Genomic DNA, 24,933 nt, shown 5'->3' on the forward strand with positions numbered 1-24,933 from the left:
CTCCTCTACTCTCATAGGTATGCGAGGATCGCTAGTTTAGGACTGGCTGTTTATTTTATTTAAACAGCAGGTGTTCATTCAAATACGGATTATGGACAGCCATGCTGTGAACCCTTTCCATTACATCTGGCCCCATGGGTACATCCCCAACGCGCCTTAACAGAATCCAGCGCAGGCAAGCCACAGCTTCAAAAACCTGCTCCTCTTCCAGCGTGTACACATAACTTGCAGAACGTGCAAATTGAGCGTGATACATCTCGCCGTAACTTTCCCCATTATAGATGGTGATCAGAAAAACAGACCATGCCATATCGTACCTTGGATCACCATACTGCCCATTAGTCCAATCGATGATGCTGTAACGGTTGTCCATCTCAAGAATGTTTCCCAGATTATAATCGCCATGAATCAAGCGGTCCTGTCTGATCTGGACCTGCTGGATCAAGTTTGCCAGAAGATCATTTATATCGTCATGTAATTCAATTTGAGGAAAAAAGTATTGAACAAAATCGTACCTGAATATGTATTCTTCATCTTCTCCAGTACTCACTTCATTCACCGGATAACGATGGACCTCCATTAATCGCTCAGCCAAATGTGTCAGTTTGGTTTGTGTTAATTGGTTAAGCGGCTTTCCATCATAGCTCGTTAACAGCACTTGATTCTCTTGCTCGTCTAATCCCCAACCGTAGGGTTTGGAAACACGAATTCCACTTTGATAAAGCTTGGACAATAATCGATATTGTTTGGCGATATCCGGTTTGGAATCCTTGTCCCAGACTTTCAATACGTACTGCTGATCTTGCATTTCAATTCTCATCACACTCGCTTCCAGTCCAGGTGGCAAGGGAATGATCTGAACCTCCTGTTCAATCACCTGCTGGATACATTCATCCAGTTCTATCCAATTCATCTGGCTAAGTTGAATTGTCATCGTTTTCCTCCGTTCATTCATGTCATGCCGCTTTCTCCCTGTTAGTCAGGTATCATCAGGCCTTTGCCAATGACATTGGCGGATACAGGCTGCTTACCCAATTCTCTGGCCCATACCGACAGCTGTCCCATATGGTGAATCTCATGGGCGATCACATGTCGCATTACTTCTCCCCATGAATATGTACTGACCTTGCCAGCTGAGCGATGATCAATAAAAGCTCTTTTTTCCATACTCGAATCCCATGCTGTAACAAATGCCTCCACATCAGGACGTAACTTGCGATCGAGTCGCCTTACTGCCTCAAGATTCTGGTAGTTTGCAAAATCTTCTGCATCATCCGGTTTGTCCTGAAGCAACTGAAGCCAGCTCCACTCTACATCAATGATATGAAATAATGTTTGTAATATGTTGCCTACTCCGCCCATGCGAGGCCGAAGCAATTCTTCAAGCGGTACATCTTCACACCACACATACCATTGCTCACGCACCATCCAGTTATAACGAAAGAATGTTTCCATTGGTATATTCCCCTTTATCAGCATATTTTTCAGAGAGATTTGATCAATTCTGTATTGGCAAAGGTATCCTCCGAATTAATTCTTGTCCATATCCCTGCCTCCCGGTGGAAGGTGGCCTTCTTCAAAACATTCTTTTACATAGTTCCGATCGTGCTCTTGTCCATCCCATTGATGCAAGTACCGACTGGTCTCATATATGGACTCAAGTTCAGGAATATCGGATTCTTCCACATTTGAGATAATAAGTCGGTCTGACTTCCATTCTACTGGAAGTTGTTTCATCGTAATCACTCCATCTTTATATTCTATATAAAGTTGCACTATTGAATATTTACACTTACCACTCCGATGACAGAACAACCTTCCGATCGCTGTTATCCCCAGATTTTTTTGATTCCTTTTATAAAGTTAAAATCCGGGGATAAAGGCGAACACTCCGCTTCTTCAGGTCCTTTCTGTCCTCTCCGTTTTGTGTAAATATTCAGTTCAATTTATTTAGTTAATTTCTTTTTTATATACAAGATTACATGAATTCCTGCATAAATAAACAGGACATTGAACAAAAATAGAAGTACATTTAAATAGATACCAGATATAAACCAGATTGTTCCATCCGAGTTGGCATAATGATAATCCGTAAAGAATCGGATTGGGAAACCATACTCTGTTCGGAGCGGTCCATCTTCAGTATGTAAAGTTCCAGGAATACATAGGATGGCTAATACAGCAAGCCAGGCTGATAGATTCATTATTCTTTTGTTAATCGTCAATACCTCTCCTCCTTATTCAACACTAACGGTATCTTCACCAAAATACGTCCCTTCCAACTTTTGATCCATAAAGTCTCTTAAGTCCTTTTGATCAAATATATTTCGTATCTCTATTAAATCTGCTTTTTGTGGATACTATAATCTGTTTCCGATTGTATTGAATCGTAACTTTAGCGTTATGCTTTAATTTTAAAGCAATTCCTGCACTAATGCTTCCTGTGACATCATCTACTGGTATTTTGGCTGATTCCGGGGCTGCATTCATCCAGCCGACTATACGGCTAATGTCTTCTTTACTTAACGTAACATCGTCAATGCTAGTGTGTGCTCCACCATCGCCTGTCCTGGTGTACACAACTATGCTCATCTCTGTGCTTATCACTTGATTTCTCGAAATCGGCTTATTTGGATCTGGATTACTCGTGATTAGAAAATACAAAAACATGATTGCCGCACCTATGAAAAACCAGAATCGCCTACGTTTTCCTAGCATTACAGCGCATTCTCCGTATCCACCACGTTGGCAAACAGTCTCAGTACCGTATTGTGATGTGCAATAATCTGCTCTGCTTGAAGCGTCTTTGAATTCCATGTGCTGTGCGCATCTTGAACCAGATTGACCGTGTAACCCAGACTGAACGCTCTGCGGCAAGTCGTGTCTACACATACCTCAGTCTGCATACCCGCGAGAATCAACTCCTTCACGCCATTATCTTGCAATTTCAGATGCAGATCGGTTTTGTGAAACGAATCCGGTGTCTCCTTTTCAATAACGAGGTCACCAGCTATAGGTGCAATGGACGGATGAATGGCCCACCCCGGAGTCCCTCGTTCCAGTGGACTACCTGCCCCTTCGCTGTGCTGGATATATATGATGGCATGCCCTGCTTTACGGGCCCTGGCAATTAATACCTGGATCTTCTGAAGCAATCGTTCCCCCTGATAGACGGGATCTGCTTCATCAAACATCGCTACCTGTACATCAATGATTAGAAGTGCACAATGCGTTGCCATTTTGCTTTCCTCCTGACAAATCAATTTAATTCAAATCTTTCTTCTTCGTATCTTTAACAAAACTTCCAATCCCATATCAATCAGTACAAATAGGATAGCAGCAAGAACGCCAAATAAGGTCAGAACTAACGTCTCTTTGAAATCCAAGATTGCTTCTCCTTCGCCCATGACCAGATAATAAATAAACATGCCTAAAACTCCAGCACATGCATAGCCTAATATCCTCGTACATAGATACAACACATGATTAGGGAATTGTATTCGGCTGAGCAGATAGTCTAGCAATATCGATAAAGGTAGCCCGATCAACAGGATCAAGGGAGTCGCGTATACCAGATAAATAAGAATGTAAAAATCAAAACTGTAGGATTCATTCATCGATATGAGACTTGCAGCCAAAGTAAAACCAATGATGGTTAGAACGGTTGTTATCAGCTTTCTTCCCATGTTCATCTCATCACTCCAATACAGTTATCTCTATTCATTGGATGTGCTCATGCGTCAGATTTTGCCGGTTGCCATCCGATTTCTTGAGACCAACTGTGTGCTCTCTGTAATATGCTCCACACCATTGGTCCTTTTCCTTCAACATATTTGGGACGCTGATCTTTATACAATGACATGAGTCTGTGCTTTTCTTCCGCATAGTTCAAACAATCTTCTGGATGCTCCCTTAGATAGTCTCTGAACAGCAAGGTCATCTGCTCGGAGAAACTGCCCACCTGTCTAACGTGTATATGTATCCTTCTGTTTCCAGGTTCTTCACGAAAGTAACGTTTAGTCTTATCCGGATTTTCTGCTCTGAATACAAATCCGACGGTTTCGATCTCATGTTTGTAGTCCAACAGATTCTTATAATTAGAAACAGATAGTTGTATATCTATGATGGGTTTGGCGTCTATTCCCACAATTGAAGTGGACCCAACATGATCAATCCGCACGGCCTTTTCTCCTAACGCTTCTCTTAATTTCGAACCCGTTTCGAGAAACAAATTACGCCATGCCGGATCATACTTTGCAATTCTCCATTGACCCTCCATACAACTCCTCCTTGGTTATCCAATCAAGCTATATAATTAAATAACACGTTCTTTTAACCTTTTGTTACATGTAGATTATTTAGTGATGCCATATTGATATCATGCAAAATCATCATTGTTTATCCCTAGTTCTATTTGTTTTTTGGATTCCATCATGTATTCGTACACATCATCAATTTCTGTTATCCCTTTAATTTTCTCTTTTAACAGTTCAATAATTAATTGATTTTCACTCTCTCGCATCTTTATATCTTCCATATAGTTATCGTTATAGTCGTTCATAAAATCTAATTTGTTTTTATAAAATCGAAATCTCTCCAAAACATATACTTCCTTAAGATTAATAAATAATGCTATAAAATCCTTAATGTTTCTGGCAACTAAAGTTACTTGATTACCAAACGCCGTAGGTTGGATAAAGATAACCGGAGCTTCTTCCAAATCACTAATGGATCTGTTAAACGTGAAAAAAGCAAAATGGTCACCATCTGCCCCTGTTCTTCCAAATATAATGGCATCATCTGGCGTACAATAGTATCGATCATCATCATTGTTAAAACTAATATAAAACCCCACATAATCATGAAGGGTCGCATTATGTTGTTTACGTAATTCCTTATCTATTCGAACGATGCCTTCTAATGATTCCGGCATTTTATAATGTACTTCCACGTTTGCATACCTCTCTTCTATTGGCATTGATTAATATATCTATATTTTGACACAAATTAAAAAAAAGAGAAGGACCCTTAGGCCCTCCCCTTAACTTCTTAATGATAATCACACTTGAAATTTGTAAACTCAGCTGAAGTATCTTGCCCGCTCGCGTATAACCCAATAAGTACGCCCGTAAAACCTCCTGCCACCTCCGAGGATAGGTATCTCGTCTGTGCCGTGCCCAGCAGAATCTCTTCACCATCTGCTTGAAACAGGAAACTGTAGCGTTCTTGGCTTGAGCGGATCACCAGCGTTGCATACTGTTTATTTCCCAGATCCACTTCATGTTTTATCGATTTGATATCACCGATATTTAGACGCTCGACCACCTTATAACCGTTCTGCTGCCCACGAATAGCCACTTCATAATGATGATTCTCATCCATGTAGATCGTGGTCCCGGCTTCTCCACTCGTCAGACTAACATCGACAGAAATCGTAGCATTAAAGTCTTTTTGACGTAGCCCAATGAACGTCGGGGATGCCGGAACGTCCAGCGTTACATCGGTTCCTGTTAGCGTAAGCTTATCTGATTCAAGCTGATAATGCTCTGTATTTGGATGACGAAGATAACACCAGTCGAGGTTCCAGTCTGTATTTTCAAACGTATAATTCTTCTTATCCTGCTGGATCACCGTGTCGGGAATGCGATCCGTCTCAAAACTCGTCAGCGTTGTGCCTTCATGCCCGGCTGTAAACCATCCGTCTTCACCAAACGTAATTGGAGTCAGAAATACTTCTCGACCCAGATGATGGTACGTAGCCCATTTGCCAATCTGTCGGAATCCCAGGTGAAAGAGCCACCAATTCCCCCGATCATCCTGAACCAGATCACCATGCCCTACTCCCTGCAACTCATAACCTCCCATATTGCGGTTGGTCAGAACTGGATTGTGCGCATAGGCTTCGAACGGTCCCGAAGAAGAAGTGCCACGAGCATACGTAACCATATGACCATATTCGGTGCCACCTTCCGCTGCAAGCAGGTAATAATAACCGTTCATTTTATACAGATGCGGACTTTCCAGATATCGTCCACCTGTTCCGTTCCATATTGAACGACTCGGGGTCAGTTTGCGGCCAGTTTCAATCTCAAGCTCACACTGGACAATTCCGCCAATGCCTTCATCATCAACGCCATTACTCATAAACAATGTTTTTCCATCTTCAAAATACAAATCGGGATCAATCCCGCCTTGATCCACATAAATAGGCTCAGACCATTCTCCGTAAATATCGTCCGTCCAGACATAGAAATTCTGATGCGTCGTATCATTGGTTGTGACCATATAAAAACGCCCGTCATTGTGCCTGATGGTTGGGGCAAATACACCCCCGGAGCTGTTCACCGTCTCGAGTTGAATCTGGCTTTTACGAGTCAGGCAGTGACCAATCTGCTTCCAATTCAGCAAATCCTTGCTTTCAAAGAGCGGTACGCCCGGAAAATATTGAAAAGAACTACACACCATATAGTAGGTATCGTGCACCTTAATCACACTAGGGTCTGGATAAAAACCTTTTACAACAGGGTTATTGTATTTCATTACTTCACTCCACCTCTTAATATAAAATTCACATATATAAGAATTCAACTTTGTAACAACTACAAAAATTAAACACCATCGGGCGTAAACTTGCAATGAATCTGAATTGCATCTTGGAGCTAATTTTATTAAATTAATATATATGTGATTTTAGAAGATTGAGGGTAGGGAGTTGTACAGATGATCAAAGCAAATGGAGAGCCCCAGTTCCTTCCTTTATATGAGGCGCTGGCAAGCGAAGTCAGATGGGAAATAATGGACATAATTGCAGATCGCGAAATGAATGTGAAGGATATTGCCGCAGTATTAGAGCTTAGCCCCTCCATCGTCACGATGCATATTCGCAAACTGGAGGATGCGGGTCTAATTGGGAGCAGACGCGTTCGGATCAACGGAGGGACGCACAAATTATGTTACCTCAAGCAAAATCAGATTGAGATCGAGCTGCCATCCGCAAGCCAAACTTCACGAACCAGAGAACAGACGATAGCCGTTGGACACTACACTGCTTTTGATATTCACCCTACCTGTGGGCTAGGAACACTTGAGAAAGAAATCGGCGTATGGGATGATCCACGTTACTTCCTTGATCCTGAGCGTGTACACGCCGCTATCCTGTGGTTTGGGAAGGGCTATGTTGAATATAAAACACCAAATTTTGTCCTTCCTGATCAGACAACCGATGGGATTGAAATTTCGATGGAACTGGCGTCTGAAGCTCCGGGATTGCGAGATCATTGGCCTTCCGATATTCGTTTCACCTTCAATGGCATTTCTCTTGGAACGTGGACAAGCCCTGCCGACTTTGGCAGAGCAGCACGCGGCAAATATACGCCAGAATGGTGGCATCGCAATGTGAATCAGTATGGATTATTAAAGACCATTCGTATCGATACCTCCGGTACTTACATGGATGGAGAGCGGATGTCTGACATCACACTTGCGGATATTAAGCTTAGCGAGCCGTTCTGGACGCTTCGTTTTACGGTTGACGAGGAAAGCCCCAACGTAGGCGGATTAACGATCTATGGTGCCGGTTTTGGTAACCATGATCAGGATATTGTTATTCGTGTATTGGGTTGAATTTTTTAACCTAATCGATTAACTTGATTTTCTCAAAAACTTTATATTTCTCCAGATCTGAAGTAATTGCATAAGGCAGGTAATGATATAATTCAGATCTGGTTGCCCACTTGTATTCACTATGTTCTTCTGAAAGATTCACTTGATGATCTTTAGTTCTACACAAATACATTAGAAGAATGACCTGTCGATGAGGATCGGTAAAGAACGTATTGGCAAACAGTAATTCATCTATTTGAACTTTAATGCCAACTTCCTCTCTAGCTTCACGAATCAGAGCCTCTTCCAATTCTTCTCCGAAGTGAAGTTTCCCCCCTACTGTCTCCCAACTTCCGGCGCCTACCTCATCCACTAGTGAGCGCTTAACAATTAACACTCTGCCTTCATTCTCGATTAGTCCTTTTATGACAGTTACCATTTTATTTTCCAAGTGTTTAATCGCCCCCCCATTTTTGTATTAACAATCAGTTTATGTTTGGAACCATCTTCTTAACTGATTAATATGAGCTTGATGATAACGGTTATGGTCAGCCATGTGCCATAATCCCCAACGTATCGTAGCTTGCTTTTCGTTCTGATGTCCAAAAGTAACGACTCGATCTAGATCAGCATCCGCTAAATGTGTGCATGTCTCTTTTAGAAGGGTTAATACACCCTCATATTGAGAGATAAGTGTGTCACGTGCCAGACCTTGAACCAGCGGAAGTCTATCATTTTCATCGATCATAGGGCCATATTGCTCTATTAAACGCTGAGGAAGGACAGATCCCTTTATTCTATACACCCAATTCATATCAACGAACGTAATATGTCGGATTAATTGAGCTGTACTATTAAACTGGTTGTTTTCCCCTTTGTAATCCACTTCTTCTTGCGACATACCTTCTGTAATTGATTTAAGTCGTTGGCTATTTTCTGTTACAGCGGATAATAACATCCCCACAACAGGTGTCATATTGGCTTCCCCTTGTAGGTCGTGAATCATAGTCATCACTCCTCCTTTACCTTCGCTCTTTCAATAAGTCTTTTATTTCCCTTAACTCTGATAATATTTCTTTGGTGTGCTGGCTATTTTTTGAGTTATCTATTCCAACTTTCACAACATAAATACCGAGGAACAGATAAACCACCAACATAATGATCATTCCCATGTGCATTTCTCCTTCCCAAAAAACAAAACGCTGTTACGAGAATCACTCTCCCACGTACTCTCTCTCCAACTGATTCCCATGAAATGCCTTCAAAATAAAAGCTCGATCCGGAACGTTCAACCGTTCATACGATTGCAGATACTGCCTGTTGTCATATGGAACGCCAATGAATCTCACATTCAGTTTGCCCTCTTGAAGATCCACGATCCCATATCTGGCAATGGCAAGATCGTTACAGCCTAAAGCTCCCGGATTCATATATACTCTTTGATCTGTCCTATAATAATGAAGAATATGATAATGACCAAAACAAACCAAATCATGGGCCGTCCCCTGATACTTCGCGTCCAGTTTGGTCCCTGATGGTTCTTTATCGATGACATCCAGCTTGTCGTTGTTCATATGATAGTGAGTCAAAAGGAATCGACGTCCTGCTACCTCTTTTTCAACAAACTTCGGTAGAGCTTGTATTCTCTTGATCGATTCTGCACTTAGATGTTGACCAATCCATTCATGGTGCTCGGCTAAGCCTTTATGTCCTTCTAATGGACTCTTATGTTGGAGCAAACTCAATACGGCCTCTTCGTGATTCCCCGAAATCGCTATCATATTTTCACGACTGTACAACATCTCGATCACTTCATTGGAGTAAGGGCCGATGCCGATCATATCTCCCAAGCAAAATGTATGCTCAATGTCTTCTCTGGAATCGATATCAGCCAATACCGCTTGCAGCGCAGGAAAATTCCCATGAATATCGGTTAAGATGGCAACCTTCATTGTGATTCCTCCTCTGGAATGTACATCGTCTGAATCTCCTGTACTCCCGGAATAAAGCCCAGATTCAGATACACGGACTCCGCATCATTTCCTTGCATCACATACAATCGCAGCACGGGATATTTACCCTTAAGCTCATTCAAAGCTCTCTGTAACATCAGTGTAGCAAGCCCTCTACCTCTATATGCCGGCCGAACCCCTATGCTATATACAGCAGCCTGATTATCTTGCAAGCACAAGCGACAATTTGCAATAAGCTGTCCCGTTTCCTCGTCATATACAAGCGTGGATGCTTGGGTCAGAATTTCATTGGTATAATTAGGGTCATCACTTGGTATAAAATCTGCAAGAGTGTTATGTTTTCTTCGTGTAGCTTCAAGACTTCCTGCAAAACTCTCCAGGTCACATTGAGCAATCTCATCTTCATTCACATATTTTCTATTGCCGGTTTCACTTTCAATAATCTCTGGACTCTTTACGGTTACCCTGCTGTCCCATTCGATTTCAAAATGATCTGTAGGCCGCTGCATCCAGCGGCATCTGAACTCCACTGGCCAGAATCCGGCTCTTGCGTATAGATCAACTTGGTCTGGAAGAATCTCAAAGGTCAGAATGCGTTTGGTGCGATCGGACCACTGTACTAATGTATGCTTCAGAAGCTTCAATACCTCAAAGCACTGCTGGAACGGCGGGATAAAAAATAAATGATACATCCGGTTAGGCTCCATTCTCACGCCACCTATTTTGCTTTCCCCTTTGTAAATCCAGTAGGCACTGATCTTGGAAGAACTGAACTCTTCTTCCCTGAAAAATCCGACATAACGCATATCATAATAAACCGTGCAAAATAATCCCCATTCGGCAAAATCAGCTCTGCGAATCGAATATTCATCCGACAGATCATATTGAAGTATATCTATGGACCATTCTGTTAAACTCATACGTAATTCCTCCTCAATTCTAATTAAACGGCAAACAATCAAATCATTTTTCTATACGCCACCCCGTGAACATGAACTAACACCTGCTGTGCCTCCATACGTTCGAAGAAATCCAACATGTCCTTAAACGGATTCTCGAAATACGAAGTCAGGTATGCAAGCTCTGGCGTTGTTTTGATAAAATTGTAAAAAAAGTAGGGGTCCATGTTGCCCACATCCTCTGGACTACCAAGGAAAACCTCTAATGTCTGCCCTGTTTCTGTATTCTTGAACATACAGTGCTCGCCGTGAACATCAAAATACCAGTTCCCCGTTAATTCTTCTTCTCCTTGGATTACATCCGCATTGGACAACAAATGGTACGCCCCTGCGAGAATTTCCGTCCGATCAGGCTGATCGGTTTCCAATATCAGTTGGTCGATTAATTGCCGCGCGATTCTTTGGTACATATCCATCACAGCCAACAATTCTTCCGTAATTTCCTGCGTTATCGCCTTCATAGTTTCAGATCCTTGCCCTTTCAAATGGAATAATTAGTTGCCCGACCTTGCGGTTAGCAAAGATACGATAACGTAGCCAAAAAGTTGAACCGTAAATACAATGGCGACAAACTCAACCATTATGCTGTTCGCTGCATTAAAATCATTCACAAGATCCACAAAGATCTTCCCAGGTCGGGATAATACATCCCACGAATTCCACCGATTAAATCTACCAATGTAGACCCCTATACTGCTCAATAGCAAAATAACACCGACAACCATCATACTAATGTACTTATTTATTAATTGGTTTAACATTCCGTGGATTTGAATGATCGAACAAGTCGAGAGCAGCAATCCGATGATCGCTACGGCAAACGTCAGGGTGAGTCCATACCAAAAATCAATATTAACCCAAAATTGAACCTCCCCTTGAGCATCAAAATATCGGAATGAATGCAGAATCTCCGTAAAAAGGTAGGCCGCATTGGGCAGAAAAAAGAGCCATACTCCACACATCAGCGCCATAGATATCATGCTCGTTGCGGTTAATTTCTTATGAAATATGTATCTAATGCAGGATGAGATGATGAATGGTACCCATGCCAGGAACATATCCCAACTTAGAAATCGATACATATTTGTATCTGTTTGAACACGTAAATACATCACAACACCTAAACAACAACAAGTAGCCACGAACAAGGTAACGATGAGTCGGAGATCTTGTACCGGATGTTTGTTATCTTTCATTTCTTTGCTTCTACTTCCTTTTCCCTGATGAATGTTATAAATACTTTTTAAATGCCTTGCTGGATTCTCCGTCGTACCCCAATTTCGTATAAAAGTGATGTGCTTCATGTCTGGATGATCCACTGGTAAGAAACACCTTCACACAATTTTTCTGTACACATACGTCTTCCACATATTTCATCAATTCAGAACCATATCCCTTGCTCTGCACATGTTCCGTAATAATAACCCGCTCAACTACGCCGAAGGGTCTATTTTCCACCAAAGCATCCAGACAAATATGTAAATGAGCCGTGCCGATCACCTGATCACCCAGTTCATAAACGAACAAGAAACTGTTTGGGTTATTTCGAACCTCTTCAATCCGTTCTGCCAATACCTTTGTGTTTAAGTTGTTCGGCAATAATTCTTTATACAGTCTTTCGATAACCTCTGCATCCCTAGCTTCTGCCTCTCTTATCATCAAGCTTGCCCTCCCTGTTACCTCACTTGATAACTTAAAATGATATCACCGTTGTCCTCGAATTCACCCGTGTCCTGAAATCCGCACCGCTTATACAGCGCATTTGCCGCACTATTATGCGGAACATGCGATACCCTGATTTGCTGGCAATCACTTCTCTCTTGCAACATACGAATCACTTCTTGAATAGCAAGTTTGCCGTAACCCTTCCCCTGATACTTCTCGTCAATCATGAAGCGCAGAATCCAGTAATACCCGTCATTGTAGATCTCGTTATCAAATAAAATAAAACCGACCATCTGATCCTCTGCCAAAATACCGTATGGTTTGGACGTAATTTCCTTCGTTGCATGAATCAATGAATCCGCATTGCTTGCGACCAACTCCAGCTGATCTTCCCGTGGTTTAAGGTGGATGCACTCAAGTTCATTTTCTTTGGTTATGGGTTGTAGGGTTACTTTCTTCACATCCACAATCATCTCTCCTTGCAGCTTACTTACTATATTTTCTTGATCAATATAATCTCCAAAGGTTGTGTATCCAGCAACAGAGCCCCTGCATCAACATACCCCAGCTTTCGATAGAAATGTTGGGCATGTTCGTCTGATTGCGTTGAAGTCATCACGGTATCGAAGCCTTGTTGCTTCATTAGACTTTCCCAGTGATGCACTACTTTTTTGCCATATCCGCCGTTTCGATAGGGTTCATCTATCCAGATAATATTCATGAAGGGAAGGTTGTCCCAAAAGTAACCGTACCTCATCCATCCAACTCTTGATCCCTCGTCCTCATCCTCGTCCCATAGAATGAATATTTCTTTCTCATTGATCTTGGTTTTCAAAAGTGCATGATGGATATGCCGATCTCTATCCAAGATATAGTCGTAGTCAGCTTCCGTTGCAAATTCAATCTTCATTCGTATTGCTCCCTTCATTAACTATGTCCATCATAACCCAAAATGTGGTAGTTGCGAACAGTTCTTTCCTCTTTTTTTCCCATGCCAAAAAACCACGGTTTCCCGTGGCTGCACCCGCTCTATTGTCCTCAATGCGATATCGATCCGCTCACCAATTGCCCCTTGTACCATACGGCCTGCCGCGCAGATCGCCGCGCAACGGCTTCCGCCGAACAACTCGCATGCACCAATACAAAACTCGCGGTGTCGCCTACCTTCGGCCATACCTGTTCCCCTTGTGAATCCAGCGGTGTAATACCGCCTGTTACCCATGCCAAAGATTGAGACAAGGACAGTTCGTCACTATATCCGTACAGTTCTGCGAATCGTCCCGCTTTCTCAAGCAGATCCCCATTGCCAAAAGGAGACCAATGATCTGTCAGGCTGTCTGTGGCCAGCTTCACGTCCACGCCCATACGATGGAGCAAGGGAAGTGGCATCATCGTTCTGCCGATGGGCACCGTGGAAGCAATGCTCATCCCAAGCGAAGCCATTCGCTGCGCCATATCTTCTGCTTCCTGCTGCTCTGCGCGGGCGAACCAGAACGCATGACTTATCGTAACTTTACCTTGAAGCCCTGCTGTTTCTGTCAGATTTGCGAGTTCCAGCAGCGTTTGTTTGCCGGCCTGACCTCCATCATGCAGATGTATGTCAATGCCCGCCTGGTGCTGAACAGCCAGTTCAACCATGGCATTCAGTGATTTCTCGATGTATTCGTCCACGGTATAGGGATCGAGTCCACCCACATGTGTTGCACCTTCCTGCATCGCTTGGCCCATAAGCTCCACTGAATTCGAGCGAAGTAGTCCATGCTGCGGGAAAGCCACGATTTCCGAAGAGATTTTCCCCGAAAATGATTCCAGAGCCTGCCGCGTCGCTTCCAGTCTTTTCAAGCCACTGACAGGTTCAATATTGCAATGGCTACGTACATGAGTGGAGCCGTACCCCTGGATCAAGGTCAGAATACTCTTCGCTTGACGCTGGGCATCTGGCAGTAGCTTGGGTAACAGAACCTTTTCTTCTTCAATACGTTCGAAAATACTGGAGATCCGTTTAACGGCTGTCCACGGCCCATCGTAGTAGGTTTTATCCAGATGAATATGTGCCTCCTCGAACGAAGGCAGCAGCAGAAGTCCCTTGCCATCTACTTGTGGTAGATCGCTAGACAGCGGGTTGTTTCCTTCCACAATCTCCGCGATCACTCCATCTTCAATCCGTAGATGAGCGGGGCTTGTCCGCGTCCCCGTCACCTGTTCTCCCTCCCGAACATACCCCCGCTCCACAGTCACGTTGGTTAACCAATAAGCCTGCTTCATCATGTCATCCCTCTTTTCTTACCCGGCATTACGTCCCCCGGATACCGATTGATCTATGATCCATGGTACCATACGGTTTCACCGGGCAAAAATACGTAAAACGTTGGTGTTCCATATGCGAAACGTTTGTATTACTCTACCTTAATACATGCAAAAAAACAGGCACAATACGTGCCTGTCCCGTCCAATCACCTTAATCTTCTTGATTACGCGAGTCTATTAAAAATGAAATCGCGCATGCCCTCCATCGGTCACGCCTTCAATCTGTTCGATATCCAGCAGTCTGCGCTTCATCTCCAGGCCTCCACGGAACCCGGTCAGCTTGCGATTAGCCCCAATAATGCGGTGGCATGGTAGCAGAACCGGAATTGGATTGGCTCCATTTGCAGCCCCAACCGCTCGCACAGCCGAAGGTCTTCCAATCGCAGCGGCAATATCTCCATAGGTCCGAATTTCACCGTAAGGCACACGCCCTAGCTCTCTCCATACCTCTTGTTGAAAGTTCGTTCCGATCAAGTCCAGTGGGATCGCATCTGTATAAGCCATGGGTTCTCCTGCAAAGTAGGACTGCAACCAGTCCATCATACCTGTTTGTTTCAGAGCATGCTCGTTCTCTTCCAGTTCCACGCCAGGTGCTACTTTCTGTATCCAGCCGTTCCAATCCTCCAGTGTTTCGTTGGGCATAACCACTCGGCACAATCCCTGTTCCGTAGCGAGCAGCACCCATGGACGACCGTCCAACTGCATCGTGGTGTACATCAACTTTTTTCTCATTCGTTTATCGCCCTCTCCCCGGTGGAATGCTTAATGCTAGAACTAGGAGATAATCTGCTTCTTCACCTTACGTTTCATACTGCGGATGATCTGCTTGCTCTCCGGATCCACGCGATAAGATTCCGTGATTTTCTGAAGTGCCTTATTATACGTAAAATCGTCCAAGGTATTATGCCTCAGATAACGCATGGTCACCTCAGGTTGTTTCACATAGGCCATTGAGATGGCCCAAGCCACTGCCATTTTCACATAATACGCCTCGTGTCTAATGTGATCCAATGCGGATAGAACCTGATCAATATATCTCTCATTCAGATAAAAATTCAACAACATGACCACACCAAACCGGATCTCATATTCCTGATCTGATCTCAGATACGGCTGCAAGAACGCCCACATGGGCTCCGAATGAACCTTTGTATATTTCAGTCCCGCACAGAAGCTGTCACACACCGACCAGTTGTCAATCTTCGGTACAAATGTTTCAATAGCCTTTAACAGTTCGTCCAGATCAGCCTGGACATGTCCAATGACCATTGCTTGTAACATCACTTCTTCAAAATATTCGTCCTCTGCCGTTTCCAGATACGTGCGCCAGTCCCCCGCGGCAAGCTGCTTGGCAATTTTTCGTAAGGCTGGCAACCTTACACCAAGTACATTCGTGATGTTGGGAATAAGTGCAGCCGAGAATTTCTGATATTCCGGCTCAACCATGCTGAACAATTGTGTTCTGATATCTACTTCCACTAGCGCATGTCCTCCTCGTCTGTTGCTGTACAACAAGTATATCCTTGCAGCGGCTGTTTGTAAGCCCATATCGAATGTTTGAGCAAGATTACAATATCATTTTGGGACTCTCATTTTTTCTCCATTTGTTTAACTGCCAACCCATTTCGTTTAAAAATATGAAGCTGAACGTTTAGAAAGGAGTTTCGATATGAACGGACCTCATACCAAGAAAGATTTCTCCGTGGAGGAGATCACCGAGCAACTCGTGCAGCATGTACAATCCCGGAACCTTCCCGATTTTTATAAATTGGTGAAAGAACTGCATCCCTACGACCTCTCACTTGTATATAAAAAGTTCCCTGAAGAAGAAACCAATCGGTTTCTGCTCCTGTTCAAACCCGATGCTCTGGCGGATCTCGCCGAGACCTTGAAGCTGCACGAACAGATTCAACTGTTTGAACGACTTGGGCCGGAACGAACACTTGAAGTCATGCAGCAGATGGACAAAAGTGATTTGATCCGGTTCATGCACGATTTGCCTGCCAAACGCAGAGAAGAATTGCTGTCCAACATGAACCTGGATCACTCTGCTATTATCCGATCCGTGCTTAATTACCCGCCGGAGACGGCAGGGCGTATCATGACAGATCAATATCGGACCCTGCTCGCTCATGAGACAGCCAAGGAGGCCTTACGACAATCGCAAGGTACTATGCATATCTCAGCCTCCAGTTATCTCTATGTAACCGATAATGAAGGCAAACTGGTCGGTGTCGTGAGTTATCGATCCCTTGCCTTGGCTGACGATAAGACCCAGGTTGAAGAACTAATGACCCGGCGGGTGATCCATGCAACGGTAGATATGGACCAGGAAGAAGCAGCACAGCTTCTACAGCGTTATGAGTTTATTGCACTTCCGGTGGTGGATGAAAATCACAGGTTATGCGGTATCATTCAGATGGATGATGTCATCGATATTATTATGGATGAAGCAAGTGAAGATTTGGCCAAGATGGGGGGCGGCAGCAAGGATATCGACTTTGATACCAAACCACTCGTGGCCGTCAGACGCAGGCTTCCCTGGCTCATTCTATTACTGCTGATTGGCCTAATCTCAGGAAGCATCGTGGATTTTTTCGAGGATACACTGAATCAGGTTGTCGCACTGGCATTCTTTATGCCGATGATCGCGGGTATGACCGGTAACACAGGAACGCAATCTCTGGCTGTCGTAGTACGAGGACTAATCGGACGCAAGCTCGACAAAGCCACCGTACTCGCACTGATTGGCCGGGAGATCAAAGTAGGCACAATGATTGGCTTGGTATGCGGATTACTGATCACCGTCATTGCTTATTTCTGGCAAGGGGACTGGCTGCTGGGCGCGATTATTGGGGTATCTCTGTTTCTCACTCTTGTCATTGGTACGCTGACCGGTACATGCATCCCGCTTCTGCTTAGTCGTTTCAAAGTCGATCCGGCTGTTGCCTCTGGCCCATTAATCACCACATTGAATGATATATTGTCCCTGTTTATCTATTTTGGAATCGCCACACGTTTCCTCGATGCCTTGATGTAACTAAGTTGTGCATACAGCAAAACAGACCTGATCCTGAGATCAAGGTCTGTTTTTTCATTTTACCAAGTGTTACGCTGATCTTTTATTTTTATTATAGATATCAAATGCTACAGCCAGCAGCAGTACCAATCCCTTAATCCCCTGTTGCCAGTCAATACCGAGACCAATCAGGGACATCCCGTTATTCAACACACCCATAACCAAACCACCGATGATGGCACCAAATACCGTACCTATCCCCCCTGAAGCGGAAGCACCACCGATGAAGCAGGCCGCAATGGCATCCAGCTCAAAGTTGGTACCTGCTCTTGGCGTAGCCGCATTCAGACGTGCGGCGAAGATCAACCCGGATACCGCGGCAAGCGTACCCATGTTCACGAAAACCCAAAAGGTAACCTTTTTTGTTTTGACCCCAGACAGACCTGCGGCCTTCTCATTACCTCCAAGCGCATACACATGCCGTCCCATGACAGTACGATTCATAACGAAGGAGTACACAACGATCAGGACAAACAGCAGGACCAGAATATTCGGAATTCCCGCGTAACTCGCGAGTACAAATGTAAACAGATTGGTCACGGCAGCCACCACAATCAACTTGAGCAGAAATAGTCCCTGTGATACAACCTCGAATCCATATTTTCGCTGGGAACGGCGTTCCCGCAGTTCATTGACAATGTACCAGACGGTGAGCACAAGACCCACAATAATGGATACCAGACCGAAGCCTGAGAAGTGAATATCCGGCAGGAAACCCGAGCTTATTTTCTGGAATCCACCCGGAAAAGGAGAGATCGACTGTCCCTCCAGCACAATCATCGTCAAACCGCGGAACAGAAGCATCCCTGCCAGCGTCACGATAAATGCCGGAATTCGTACATATGCGATCCAGAAGCCTTGCCATGCACCGATCAAAGCGCCCACCAGCAAGGATGCGATGACTGCAAGCCAAGCCGGAAGCTGCCAATCAACCATCATAATTGCGGCAACAGCACCAACAAAGGCTGCAATGGAACCAACAGACAAGTCAATATGTCCGGTAATGATGACCAGCACCATTCCGATCGCCAGCACCAGAATGTAGCTGTTCTGCAAAATCAAATTTGTAATATTAATCGGCTTGAGCAACAGCCCGCCTGTAAGTACCTCGAACAAGAGCATAATCACTACCAAGGCAATAATCATGCCGTATTGACGGATATTATTTTTGAACAGTTTTGTTATCATTTCCATGCTTGCCGCCTCCAGACTTGGTCATATATCTCATCAACGTTTCCTGCGATGCTTGCTCCCGGCTGACTTCACCGGTGATTCGTCCGGCATTCATCACATAGATCCGGTCACACAGGCCAAGAACCTCCGGAAGCTCGGATGAGATTACCAGTACGCCCTTGCCTTCAGCAGCAAGCCGATGAATAATCGTATAGATTTCGAATTTCGCTCCCACATCAATACCGCGGGTAGGTTCATCCAGGATAAGAATATCTGGTCCGGCAAAAATCCATTTGCTGAGCACCACTTTTTGCTGGTTGCCACCACTCAGATTACCGGTCTTCTGCAAAATACTTGGTGCTTTGATATTCATGCTTTTCTTCATCTCTTCCGCGACCAGCACTTCTTCGCGCTCGTTCACTACCGCGTTTCGCGTCAGCTTGCTCAGACCCGTTAAGGAAATATTGCGCTTGATGTCATCCATCAGAATGAGTCCGTATTCCTTGCGGTCTTCTGTCACATAAGCAAACCCATTCTGAATAGCCTCTGTGACGGTATTGTTGTGGATCGGTTTGCCATTCTTAATGAGTTGACCCGAAATATTCCGGCCATAGGATTTGCCAAAGATACTCATGGCAAGTTCGGTACGCCCAGCGCCCATCAGCCCGGCAATACCTACAATCTCACCACGTCTGATATTCATATGGATCTGATCCAGTACTTTCCGCTCGGCATGATGTTCGTGATATACCGTCCAGTCTTTTACCTCAAGGATAACTTCACCAATGGTCGCATGACGCTCCGGATAACGGCTGGTGAGATCACGTCCTACCATTCCGCTAATAATCCGGTCCTCCGTCACTTTTTCCTTCTTCATATCCAACGTCTCAATTGTCTTGCCATCTCGTAAAATGGTCACTGAATCGGATACCTTGGATACCTCATTCAGCTTGTGTGAGATCAGGATACAGGCGATGCCCTGTTTCTTGAATTCCAGCATCAATTGCAGGAGATTTTCACTGTCGTCCTCGTTCAGCGCAGCGGTTGGCTCATCCAAAATAAGCAGCCGAACCTTTTTGGAGAGCGCCTTCGCAATTTCGACCAGTTGCTGTTTGCCTACCCCGATGCTGGATACCAGCGTGTTTGGATTTTCGCTCAGTCCCACCTTCGAGAGCAGTTCTCGTGTACCCACAAATGTTTCTTTCCAGTCCACAATGCCTCTGTGGGCACGTTCATTGCCCAGATATATATTTTCCGCGATTGAAAGGTAGGGAATCAGGGCCAACTCCTGATGGATAATGACAATCCCCAGATCCTCGCTCTGCTTAATATCCTTGAACTCACAATTTTTGCCCTGAAATAAAATGTCGCCTTCATACGTGCCATGTGGATATACACCACTCAGTACCTTCATCAACGTAGATTTACCTGCGCCATTTTCACCACATATGGAATGAATTTCGCCTTCACGGACTTTCAGATTGACATTTTCCAGCGCTTTGACGCCAGGAAAGGTTTTGGTGATGTTTTTCATTTCCAGAATGATTCCGGCCATGGGATGTGCTCCTTTCATTTATTATTTCAGTCCTATTTCTTCCTTCGTGTAATACTGGGTACCAACGATATCTTGCTCCACATTTGTACGGTCCACGGAGATGGGATCCAAGAGATACGCCGGAACAACCTCAATACCGTTGTTATATGATGTTTTATCATTAACTTCAGCCTGTTTTCCTTGCAAAATGCTATTGGCCATCTCTACCGTCTTCTCCGCTAGCTTCCGCGTATCCTTGAACACCGTCTGCGTCTGTTCCCCGGCCACAATCGACTTGATCGAAGCAAGTTCGGCATCCTGTCCTGTAATAACAGGCAGCGGTTTGTTCGAAGTACCGTAACCGATCCCTTTCAAGGATGAGATGATACCAATACTGATTCCATCATAAGGAGATAATACTGCATCCAGATTATCACCCGAGTAATACGCACTCAGCAGGTTATCCATCCTTGACTGGGCCAATGCACCGTCCCAGCGCAAGGTCGCAATCTGGGCCATCGTCATCTGCTTGCTGCGCACGACCAGTTTGCCGGAATCGATGTATGGCTTCAGCACAGACATCGCACCGTCGAAGAAGAAATAGGCGTTATTATCATCCGGAGAGCCACCAAACAGCTCAATGTTATATGGTCCTTTTCCATCCTTGAGCCCAAGCTTTTGTTCGATGTAGGAGGCTTGAAGCACACCTACCTTAAAATTGTCGAACGTGGCATAATAGGTTAAATAGGGCGTATTGCGAATGAGCCGGTCATACGAGATCACCTGGATCCCTTCGTCATGCGCTTTCTTGATTACATCCGTTAATGTATTGCCATCCACGGACGCGATAACCATCACATCCACACCTTTGGTGATCATGTTTTCAATCTGTGAAATCTGATTTTCAACCACATCCTCAGCATACTGAAGATCGGTTTTGTACCCCTGCTCCTGAAACAGACGGACCATGTTCTCCCCGTCTCCCACCCATCGCTCTGATGATTTGGTTGGCATCGATATACCGACATATCCCTTTTCTTTGCTGCCTGGGCCACTCTCTGCCAGATTACAGGCCGAGAGCATCAAGGTCATCACCAGAAGCCAGATGAGCATTGCTCCTTTTTTCATATGAAGTTCCCCTTTCCTCACGTCATACGGTTCTGAATGAGTTCTAAGATAACGCTTACAATGCATATGGTACATTCTGTTGCTTGGTGTTCCTGTCTGAGACCAATGGTAGCATTGGAGAAGCCGTAAGGTCTTTGCACGTTTTGAACCTTTTTTATAAAAATTTAACTTTTGATGGAAACGCTTAAAATACAAGTGTGACCCATGAGATACCATACCAGAGTCAAAAAAAAAAGGACATGCTCCACTTCGCTTCACACGAAGTAGAACACATCCATTTCAATTATCACACGTCTGAATGAACAACTGTAATACGATATTTAATTCGCAGAAGGATGATAAGCCGTTCCCCCGTTCTTTCGATACTGCACTGGCGAAATGCCCATTGTTTTCTTAAATGCAGTGCTGAAATAATGCTGGGTATCATAACCTACACGCTCAGCTATGGTGTGGATCGGCAGTGTTGTTGAATCTAAAAGCTGTATAGCCTTGCGAATGCGAGCATGCGTGACAAGCGTGACAAAGGAATCATTCAACTCTTTCTTCAACACACGGCTAAGATATACGGCAGATACTTGTAGACGGGAAGCGAGCGATTCCAGGGTCAGTTCCCGCTCGGCATATTCTTCGTGAATAAGTTGTCTTGCCCGGCGAACCAGAGGCGACAACTGCACTTCTCCGTATACCCGTTCACGGCAATGACGGTAAGAATCCGGCGTTTCTTCCAGTGTCCCTGCATGTGTCGCCACATGAGCATGAATGGCAATATTCAGGCAAGAACTAATCTGTTGTTCCAGAAGGGACTCTATTTCTTCAGGGGCTTCCTGCCACAGACACATGCCGATCAACCCGCTTACGTCCCGAAACAGGACATGTGGCACGTCCCCCAGCAGTTCACTGATTATATTTTCCACTGCATACAGAAACAACTGACGATCATTCTCTCTCAGTATCGTCTGACGAGCTTCAGCGGCAGGCCAGCGTACGACCCCGACCTGCACAGGTGGGACGGCGGGTAACCGCAAAAACACAAGCTGCTCGGTCAGATCCCTCCCTTCAGCCTGCCCCTCCAGCCACTCCAGCATAAATCGCTGGCGAAGCAACGGGATATTACGTTCAATCTGATGGGCTGCCTGTTGTACATATGCCGTCCTCTGGTGCTCTTCAGTAAGTCGCTGATGTAATCGCTCAAGCGCAGCATGTAATTGTTCTGCTTGCACAGGTTTTAAGATGTAATCCTCTACGCCAAGACGAACCGCCTCCTGCGCATATGCAAATTCATCATGTCCCGAGATGATCAGGTAACGACAGCCCGGGCACTTCTGCTGAAGGGCACGGATTAGTTCGATTCCGTTCAGGAATGGCATATTCATATCAACGAGAACAATATCCACACCCAAATCAGCCGCCCGTTCCAGCGCTTCCTCGCCATCTTCCGCTTCACCAACAACCTCCATCCCGAGAGTTGTCCAGTCAATGGCATCCCGAATCCCCTCACGAATGATCGGTTCATCATCAGCGATGAGCACGCGGTATTTCTTCGCCACATGGCTATCCGGCGTAATCTCCATTACTGTAGTCAATCCGGATGTCTCATCTGTTTCAGTGGAAGTTGTCACGGTCGACTTCATGAATTTTCCCATTCACTCTCCTGCCTCTCTTCGTTACTGATTTGCTTGGTTGTCGGGAGCTCTCGCATCAACGGATGAATAATGGTCACATTAGTTCCTTCCCCTTCCTGGCTCTCCAGCACAATACCGTACTCATCGCCAAAGGACAGCCGGAGACGGGCCTGCACATTCAACATTCCATAACTTTTGCCTGTCATCCCAGGCGTAGACGCTTCCAAACTTGCCAAAGGAGCTTCGAGCAGCTGCTGCATCTCGGCAAGCCGTTCGTTGGACATGCCTGCTCCATTATCCTGAACGGTCAGCAGCAGTCTGTTATGTTCCAATCTGGCCTCCACCCGAATGTGTCCTGGCCCACGCCTGCCCTTGATTCCATGATAGATTGCATTCTCTATCAGGGGCTGAAGCAGCAGCTTTAACACAAAAAGATCCCGCAGTTCCTCTGGAACATTCAATGTATACTGAAGACGATCGCGGTATCGTGTCTGCTGAATTTGCATATAGCTGGTCATATGCTCAATCTCGGAATGCAGCGGAATGTAATCCTGTCCTTTACTAAGCCCTATACGAAATAATCGAGATAACGCACCAACCATGCCGGATACATCTTCTGCACCCTCTTTGCGTGCCATCCAATGAATTGTATCCAAGGTATTGTACAAAAAGTGTGGTTTGATATGCTCCTGCAAACTTCGCATTTCAGCGTCGCGTTTCTGCCGCTCCCGCAATTCATTTAGTGATATCAGTTGTCGAATCTGTACCAGCATTCGGTTATAACTGTTGCCAAGCATGCCAATCTCGTCAGCCCGGTCGCTCCAGCGACCTGGTCTGAGATTGCCGGTCTCCGCCCTGCGCATATAGGACATGAGCCGGAAAATGGGCTGAGCAATGGAACGGGAGAACCATGAAGAGGCGCTCAGGCCAAACAAACACACCACAAATACAAAGCTAACCACGTAAAACTGGATTTGGCGTACTTCGGATATGGAGTCTCTTGTGGGAAATACTCCTACCGTTCTCCAACCCGTAAAGGTAGACGACTGATACATGAATAATAACGTTCCACCTTCTGTTTCGGCGGTAAATGTTCCACTCTCACCGGAGGGGAACCAGTCTGTGGGAATGTCTTCTATTAGGGGGTGCTCCGGCTTGTATACACTTTGACCTTCTGCATCCGTCACCATCACATAACCGGATTTCCCCAAGGTTACATTACGGGCAGCCTGAGAGACGGACCTTAGTTTTAGATCAATCATAATAACGCCTCGCACACGCCCTGACGCTTCATCCGTGATGGAACGCGCAACCGATACAATCTCATCATCCTTGTACCGTACATGTGTCGTGAGATTACGCTCTTTTGGCTGGCCCAATACCATGAATATGCCCGGATTGGCTGCGGCTTCTTGGTACCAATTTTCCTGGATCAGGCTCTGCTCTGCTCGGGGATACATCTCGTTGCTAATATAGTCACCACTTGCATTGACGAGAACAATCCCGGCGATTTCAGGATACAATGTTGTGAATCCCTGCAAGGTTTGTTTGATGCCATATAACCGATTTTGCTCCGTTTCGGCAATTGTGCCCATGTTTATCGGTTCACCGTCTGCATCATCATCATTCAACGGCATTTTGTCGTTCATAAAAGCATCAATATCCGGCTCAAATGCAATCAGATAGGTCATATTCTGCAAATTCTCCATTTTGCTGTTCAGAGCTTCATTCACTTTGCCAATCAGCTGCATGGTATGCCCTTCAACCTGTCGTTCAACTACCCGCTCCACCGTCCAGTTCACAAGCAACCCAAGCCCTACGGAAGGTACAATGGCAAATAGCAGAAAAAGCAGCATCAGCTGGTATCGAAGAGGCATATTACGCAAGCGTA

The 24,933-nt window shown here is 45.0% G+C and carries 30 protein-coding genes; 2 read left to right on the forward strand and 28 right to left on the reverse strand.

The window, feature by feature from the left end; all coding sequences use genetic code 11:
• Window positions 1–55 precede the first annotated feature (55 nt).
• From MHB85_RS23825 to MHB85_RS23870, 10 genes are all read right to left on the reverse strand, one after another.
• Entirely contained in the window at window positions 56–934 is an 879-nt protein-coding gene (locus MHB85_RS23825) for an aminoglycoside phosphotransferase family protein (protein ID WP_105601721.1), read from the reverse strand.
• Between the two features lie 41 nt (window positions 935–975).
• Window positions 976–1,455 carry a DinB family protein gene (locus MHB85_RS23830; RefSeq protein ID WP_091020290.1) on the reverse strand — a complete coding sequence of 160 codons (480 nt, stop codon included), beginning with the start codon at window positions 1,453–1,455 and terminating at the stop codon, window positions 976–978.
• Between the two features lie 75 nt (window positions 1,456–1,530).
• Window positions 1,531–1,737, reverse strand: a complete 207-nt coding sequence (locus tag MHB85_RS23835) for a hypothetical protein (protein ID WP_181155580.1) — start codon at window positions 1,735–1,737, stop codon at window positions 1,531–1,533.
• Between the two features lie 209 nt (window positions 1,738–1,946).
• Complete coding sequence (locus MHB85_RS23840; RefSeq protein ID WP_091020292.1) at window positions 1,947–2,225, reverse strand: hypothetical protein; 279 nt, start codon at window positions 2,223–2,225, stop codon at window positions 1,947–1,949.
• A 91-nt stretch (window positions 2,226–2,316) separates the two neighbouring features.
• Entirely contained in the window at window positions 2,317–2,718 is a 402-nt protein-coding gene (locus MHB85_RS23845; protein WP_341073819.1) for a hypothetical protein, read from the reverse strand.
• Window positions 2,718–3,239 carry a cysteine hydrolase family protein gene (locus tag MHB85_RS23850; protein WP_341073820.1) on the reverse strand — a complete coding sequence of 174 codons (522 nt, stop codon included), beginning with the start codon at window positions 3,237–3,239 and terminating at the stop codon, window positions 2,718–2,720. Before MHB85_RS23850 ends, MHB85_RS23845 begins: the two co-directional genes overlap by 1 nt.
• Before the next feature lie 30 nt (window positions 3,240–3,269).
• On the reverse strand, window positions 3,270–3,692 hold the full coding sequence (locus MHB85_RS23855) for a hypothetical protein (RefSeq protein ID WP_341073822.1): 423 nt from the start codon (window positions 3,690–3,692) through the stop codon (window positions 3,270–3,272).
• A gap of 41 nt (window positions 3,693–3,733) precedes the next feature.
• Complete coding sequence (locus MHB85_RS23860; protein WP_341073823.1) at window positions 3,734–4,279, reverse strand: GrpB family protein; 546 nt, start codon at window positions 4,277–4,279, stop codon at window positions 3,734–3,736.
• A gap of 99 nt (window positions 4,280–4,378) precedes the next feature.
• Window positions 4,379–4,951, reverse strand: a complete 573-nt coding sequence (locus MHB85_RS23865; protein WP_341073824.1) for a hypothetical protein — start codon at window positions 4,949–4,951, stop codon at window positions 4,379–4,381.
• A 98-nt stretch (window positions 4,952–5,049) separates the two neighbouring features.
• Complete coding sequence (locus MHB85_RS23870) at window positions 5,050–6,540, reverse strand: glycoside hydrolase family 43 protein (RefSeq protein ID WP_341073825.1); 1,491 nt, start codon at window positions 6,538–6,540, stop codon at window positions 5,050–5,052.
• Window positions 6,541–6,720: 180 nt separating this feature from the next.
• Here MHB85_RS23870 and MHB85_RS23875 point away from each other — a divergent pair, with 180 nt between their 5' ends.
• Window positions 6,721–7,623 (forward strand): ArsR/SmtB family transcription factor, encoded by a 903-nt coding sequence (locus MHB85_RS23875; RefSeq protein WP_341073826.1) that lies wholly within the window; start codon window positions 6,721–6,723, stop codon window positions 7,621–7,623.
• Between the two features lie 10 nt (window positions 7,624–7,633).
• On the opposite strand, the gene MHB85_RS23880 is transcribed toward MHB85_RS23875, so the two are convergent.
• From MHB85_RS23880 to MHB85_RS23940, 13 genes are all read right to left on the reverse strand, one after another.
• A complete protein-coding gene (locus MHB85_RS23880; RefSeq protein WP_341073827.1) occupies window positions 7,634–8,053 on the reverse strand; it encodes an NUDIX hydrolase in 420 nt (139 codons plus the stop codon).
• 39 nt (window positions 8,054–8,092) lie between these two features.
• Window positions 8,093–8,608 carry a DinB family protein gene (locus tag MHB85_RS23885; RefSeq protein WP_091020305.1) on the reverse strand — a complete coding sequence of 172 codons (516 nt, stop codon included), beginning with the start codon at window positions 8,606–8,608 and terminating at the stop codon, window positions 8,093–8,095.
• A gap of 16 nt (window positions 8,609–8,624) precedes the next feature.
• Window positions 8,625–8,774 carry a hypothetical protein gene (locus tag MHB85_RS23890; protein WP_167483655.1) on the reverse strand — a complete coding sequence of 50 codons (150 nt, stop codon included), beginning with the start codon at window positions 8,772–8,774 and terminating at the stop codon, window positions 8,625–8,627.
• A 42-nt stretch (window positions 8,775–8,816) separates the two neighbouring features.
• Window positions 8,817–9,554, reverse strand: coding sequence for a metallophosphoesterase family protein (locus MHB85_RS23895; protein WP_341073828.1), 738 nt, complete (start codon window positions 9,552–9,554; stop codon window positions 8,817–8,819).
• Window positions 9,551–10,495 (reverse strand): GNAT family N-acetyltransferase, encoded by a 945-nt coding sequence (locus tag MHB85_RS23900; RefSeq protein WP_105601735.1) that lies wholly within the window; start codon window positions 10,493–10,495, stop codon window positions 9,551–9,553. Before MHB85_RS23900 ends, MHB85_RS23895 begins: the two co-directional genes overlap by 4 nt.
• Window positions 10,496–10,533: 38 nt before the next feature.
• A complete protein-coding gene (locus MHB85_RS23905) occupies window positions 10,534–10,995 on the reverse strand; it encodes a DUF6896 domain-containing protein (RefSeq protein WP_105601736.1) in 462 nt (153 codons plus the stop codon).
• A gap of 33 nt (window positions 10,996–11,028) precedes the next feature.
• Window positions 11,029–11,838 carry a DUF1361 domain-containing protein gene (locus MHB85_RS23910; protein WP_105601738.1) on the reverse strand — a complete coding sequence of 270 codons (810 nt, stop codon included), beginning with the start codon at window positions 11,836–11,838 and terminating at the stop codon, window positions 11,029–11,031.
• Window positions 11,765–12,193: a GNAT family N-acetyltransferase gene (locus MHB85_RS23915; RefSeq protein WP_181155583.1), complete on the reverse strand. Its 429-nt coding sequence runs from the start codon at window positions 12,191–12,193 to the stop codon at window positions 11,765–11,767. Before MHB85_RS23915 ends, MHB85_RS23910 begins: the two co-directional genes overlap by 74 nt.
• A gap of 17 nt (window positions 12,194–12,210) precedes the next feature.
• Entirely contained in the window at window positions 12,211–12,666 is a 456-nt protein-coding gene (locus MHB85_RS23920; protein WP_181155584.1) for a GNAT family N-acetyltransferase, read from the reverse strand.
• A gap of 26 nt (window positions 12,667–12,692) precedes the next feature.
• A complete protein-coding gene (locus MHB85_RS23925; RefSeq protein WP_341073829.1) occupies window positions 12,693–13,109 on the reverse strand; it encodes a GNAT family N-acetyltransferase in 417 nt (138 codons plus the stop codon).
• Between the two features lie 128 nt (window positions 13,110–13,237).
• Complete coding sequence (locus MHB85_RS23930; protein WP_341074271.1) at window positions 13,238–14,464, reverse strand: amidohydrolase; 1,227 nt, start codon at window positions 14,462–14,464, stop codon at window positions 13,238–13,240.
• Between the two features lie 219 nt (window positions 14,465–14,683).
• Window positions 14,684–15,238 (reverse strand): methylated-DNA--[protein]-cysteine S-methyltransferase, encoded by a 555-nt coding sequence (locus MHB85_RS23935; RefSeq protein ID WP_091020321.1) that lies wholly within the window; start codon window positions 15,236–15,238, stop codon window positions 14,684–14,686.
• A 42-nt stretch (window positions 15,239–15,280) separates the two neighbouring features.
• A complete protein-coding gene (locus tag MHB85_RS23940) occupies window positions 15,281–15,985 on the reverse strand; it encodes a DNA alkylation repair protein (protein ID WP_105601744.1) in 705 nt (234 codons plus the stop codon).
• A gap of 190 nt (window positions 15,986–16,175) precedes the next feature.
• Between MHB85_RS23940 and mgtE the strand changes: the two genes are divergently transcribed.
• The gene (gene mgtE / locus MHB85_RS23945) at window positions 16,176–17,546 is read left to right on the forward strand and encodes a magnesium transporter (RefSeq protein WP_091020324.1); all 1,371 of its coding nucleotides are present in this window, start codon (window positions 16,176–16,178) and stop codon (window positions 17,544–17,546) included.
• Between the two features lie 69 nt (window positions 17,547–17,615).
• Here mgtE and mmsB read toward each other — a convergent pair whose 3' ends face one another.
• The 5 genes from mmsB to MHB85_RS23970 all read right to left on the reverse strand — a co-directional run bounded on the left by mmsB (window position 17,616) and on the right by MHB85_RS23970 (window position 24,919).
• On the reverse strand, window positions 17,616–18,779 hold the full coding sequence (gene mmsB, locus MHB85_RS23950) for a multiple monosaccharide ABC transporter permease (RefSeq protein WP_091020326.1): 1,164 nt from the start codon (window positions 18,777–18,779) through the stop codon (window positions 17,616–17,618).
• Window positions 18,748–20,313 carry a multiple monosaccharide ABC transporter ATP-binding protein gene (gene mmsA / locus MHB85_RS23955; protein ID WP_105601745.1) on the reverse strand — a complete coding sequence of 522 codons (1,566 nt, stop codon included), beginning with the start codon at window positions 20,311–20,313 and terminating at the stop codon, window positions 18,748–18,750. Before mmsA ends, mmsB begins: the two co-directional genes overlap by 32 nt.
• Window positions 20,314–20,334: 21 nt before the next feature.
• Window positions 20,335–21,420: a multiple monosaccharide ABC transporter substrate-binding protein gene (chvE, locus tag MHB85_RS23960; protein ID WP_036674459.1), complete on the reverse strand. Its 1,086-nt coding sequence runs from the start codon at window positions 21,418–21,420 to the stop codon at window positions 20,335–20,337.
• A gap of 320 nt (window positions 21,421–21,740) precedes the next feature.
• Entirely contained in the window at window positions 21,741–23,039 is a 1,299-nt protein-coding gene (locus MHB85_RS23965; protein WP_374954430.1) for a response regulator, read from the reverse strand.
• Window positions 23,040–23,047: 8 nt separating this feature from the next.
• Window positions 23,048–24,919 carry a cache domain-containing sensor histidine kinase gene (locus tag MHB85_RS23970; protein ID WP_105601846.1) on the reverse strand — a complete coding sequence of 624 codons (1,872 nt, stop codon included), beginning with the start codon at window positions 24,917–24,919 and terminating at the stop codon, window positions 23,048–23,050.
• Window positions 24,920–24,933: the final 14 nt, after the last annotated feature.

The sequence above is a fragment of the Paenibacillus sp. FSL K6-4396 genome (genome assembly GCF_038002525.1).
Lineage (GTDB): Bacteria > Bacillota > Bacilli > Paenibacillales > Paenibacillaceae > Paenibacillus > Paenibacillus amylolyticus_B.

What these genes read in the sequence shown, in the direction of transcription:
- MHB85_RS23825 (WP_105601721.1), bottom strand. Translation starts at nt 934, where the DNA reads ATGACAATTCAACTTAGCCAGATGAATTGGATAGAACTGGATGAATGT.
- MHB85_RS23890 (WP_167483655.1), bottom strand. Translation starts at nt 8,774, where the DNA reads ATGGGAATGATCATTATGTTGGTGGTTTATCTGTTCCTCGGTATTTAT.
- MHB85_RS23845 (WP_341073819.1), bottom strand. Translation starts at nt 2,718, where the DNA reads ATGCTAGGAAAACGTAGGCGATTCTGGTTTTTCATAGGTGCGGCAATC.
- MHB85_RS23930 (WP_341074271.1), bottom strand. Translation starts at nt 14,464, where the DNA reads ATGAAGCAGGCTTATTGGTTAACCAACGTGACTGTGGAGCGGGGGTAT.
- mgtE (WP_091020324.1), top strand. Translation starts at nt 16,176, where the DNA reads ATGAACGGACCTCATACCAAGAAAGATTTCTCCGTGGAGGAGATCACC.
- MHB85_RS23830 (WP_091020290.1), bottom strand. Translation starts at nt 1,455, where the DNA reads ATGGAAACATTCTTTCGTTATAACTGGATGGTGCGTGAGCAATGGTAT.
- MHB85_RS23915 (WP_181155583.1), bottom strand. Translation starts at nt 12,193, where the DNA reads ATGATAAGAGAGGCAGAAGCTAGGGATGCAGAGGTTATCGAAAGACTG.
- MHB85_RS23970 (WP_105601846.1), bottom strand. Translation starts at nt 24,919, where the DNA reads ATGCCTCTTCGATACCAGCTGATGCTGCTTTTTCTGCTATTTGCCATT.
- MHB85_RS23875 (WP_341073826.1), top strand. Translation starts at nt 6,721, where the DNA reads ATGATCAAAGCAAATGGAGAGCCCCAGTTCCTTCCTTTATATGAGGCG.
- MHB85_RS23885 (WP_091020305.1), bottom strand. Translation starts at nt 8,608, where the DNA reads ATGATTCACGACCTACAAGGGGAAGCCAATATGACACCTGTTGTGGGG.
- MHB85_RS23935 (WP_091020321.1), bottom strand. Translation starts at nt 15,238, where the DNA reads ATGAGAAAAAAGTTGATGTACACCACGATGCAGTTGGACGGTCGTCCA.
- chvE (WP_036674459.1), bottom strand. Translation starts at nt 21,420, where the DNA reads ATGAAAAAAGGAGCAATGCTCATCTGGCTTCTGGTGATGACCTTGATG.
- MHB85_RS23925 (WP_341073829.1), bottom strand. Translation starts at nt 13,109, where the DNA reads ATGAAGATTGAATTTGCAACGGAAGCTGACTACGACTATATCTTGGAT.
- mmsA (WP_105601745.1), bottom strand. Translation starts at nt 20,313, where the DNA reads ATGGCCGGAATCATTCTGGAAATGAAAAACATCACCAAAACCTTTCCT.
- MHB85_RS23855 (WP_341073822.1), bottom strand. Translation starts at nt 3,692, where the DNA reads ATGAACATGGGAAGAAAGCTGATAACAACCGTTCTAACCATCATTGGT.
- MHB85_RS23895 (WP_341073828.1), bottom strand. Translation starts at nt 9,554, where the DNA reads ATGAAGGTTGCCATCTTAACCGATATTCATGGGAATTTTCCTGCGCTG.
- MHB85_RS23860 (WP_341073823.1), bottom strand. Translation starts at nt 4,279, where the DNA reads ATGGAGGGTCAATGGAGAATTGCAAAGTATGATCCGGCATGGCGTAAT.
- MHB85_RS23835 (WP_181155580.1), bottom strand. Translation starts at nt 1,737, where the DNA reads ATGAAACAACTTCCAGTAGAATGGAAGTCAGACCGACTTATTATCTCA.
- MHB85_RS23900 (WP_105601735.1), bottom strand. Translation starts at nt 10,495, where the DNA reads ATGAGTTTAACAGAATGGTCCATAGATATACTTCAATATGATCTGTCG.
- MHB85_RS23905 (WP_105601736.1), bottom strand. Translation starts at nt 10,995, where the DNA reads ATGAAGGCGATAACGCAGGAAATTACGGAAGAATTGTTGGCTGTGATG.
- MHB85_RS23850 (WP_341073820.1), bottom strand. Translation starts at nt 3,239, where the DNA reads ATGGCAACGCATTGTGCACTTCTAATCATTGATGTACAGGTAGCGATG.
- mmsB (WP_091020326.1), bottom strand. Translation starts at nt 18,779, where the DNA reads ATGGAAATGATAACAAAACTGTTCAAAAATAATATCCGTCAATACGGC.
- MHB85_RS23870 (WP_341073825.1), bottom strand. Translation starts at nt 6,540, where the DNA reads ATGAAATACAATAACCCTGTTGTAAAAGGTTTTTATCCAGACCCTAGT.
- MHB85_RS23910 (WP_105601738.1), bottom strand. Translation starts at nt 11,838, where the DNA reads ATGAAGCACATCACTTTTATACGAAATTGGGGTACGACGGAGAATCCA.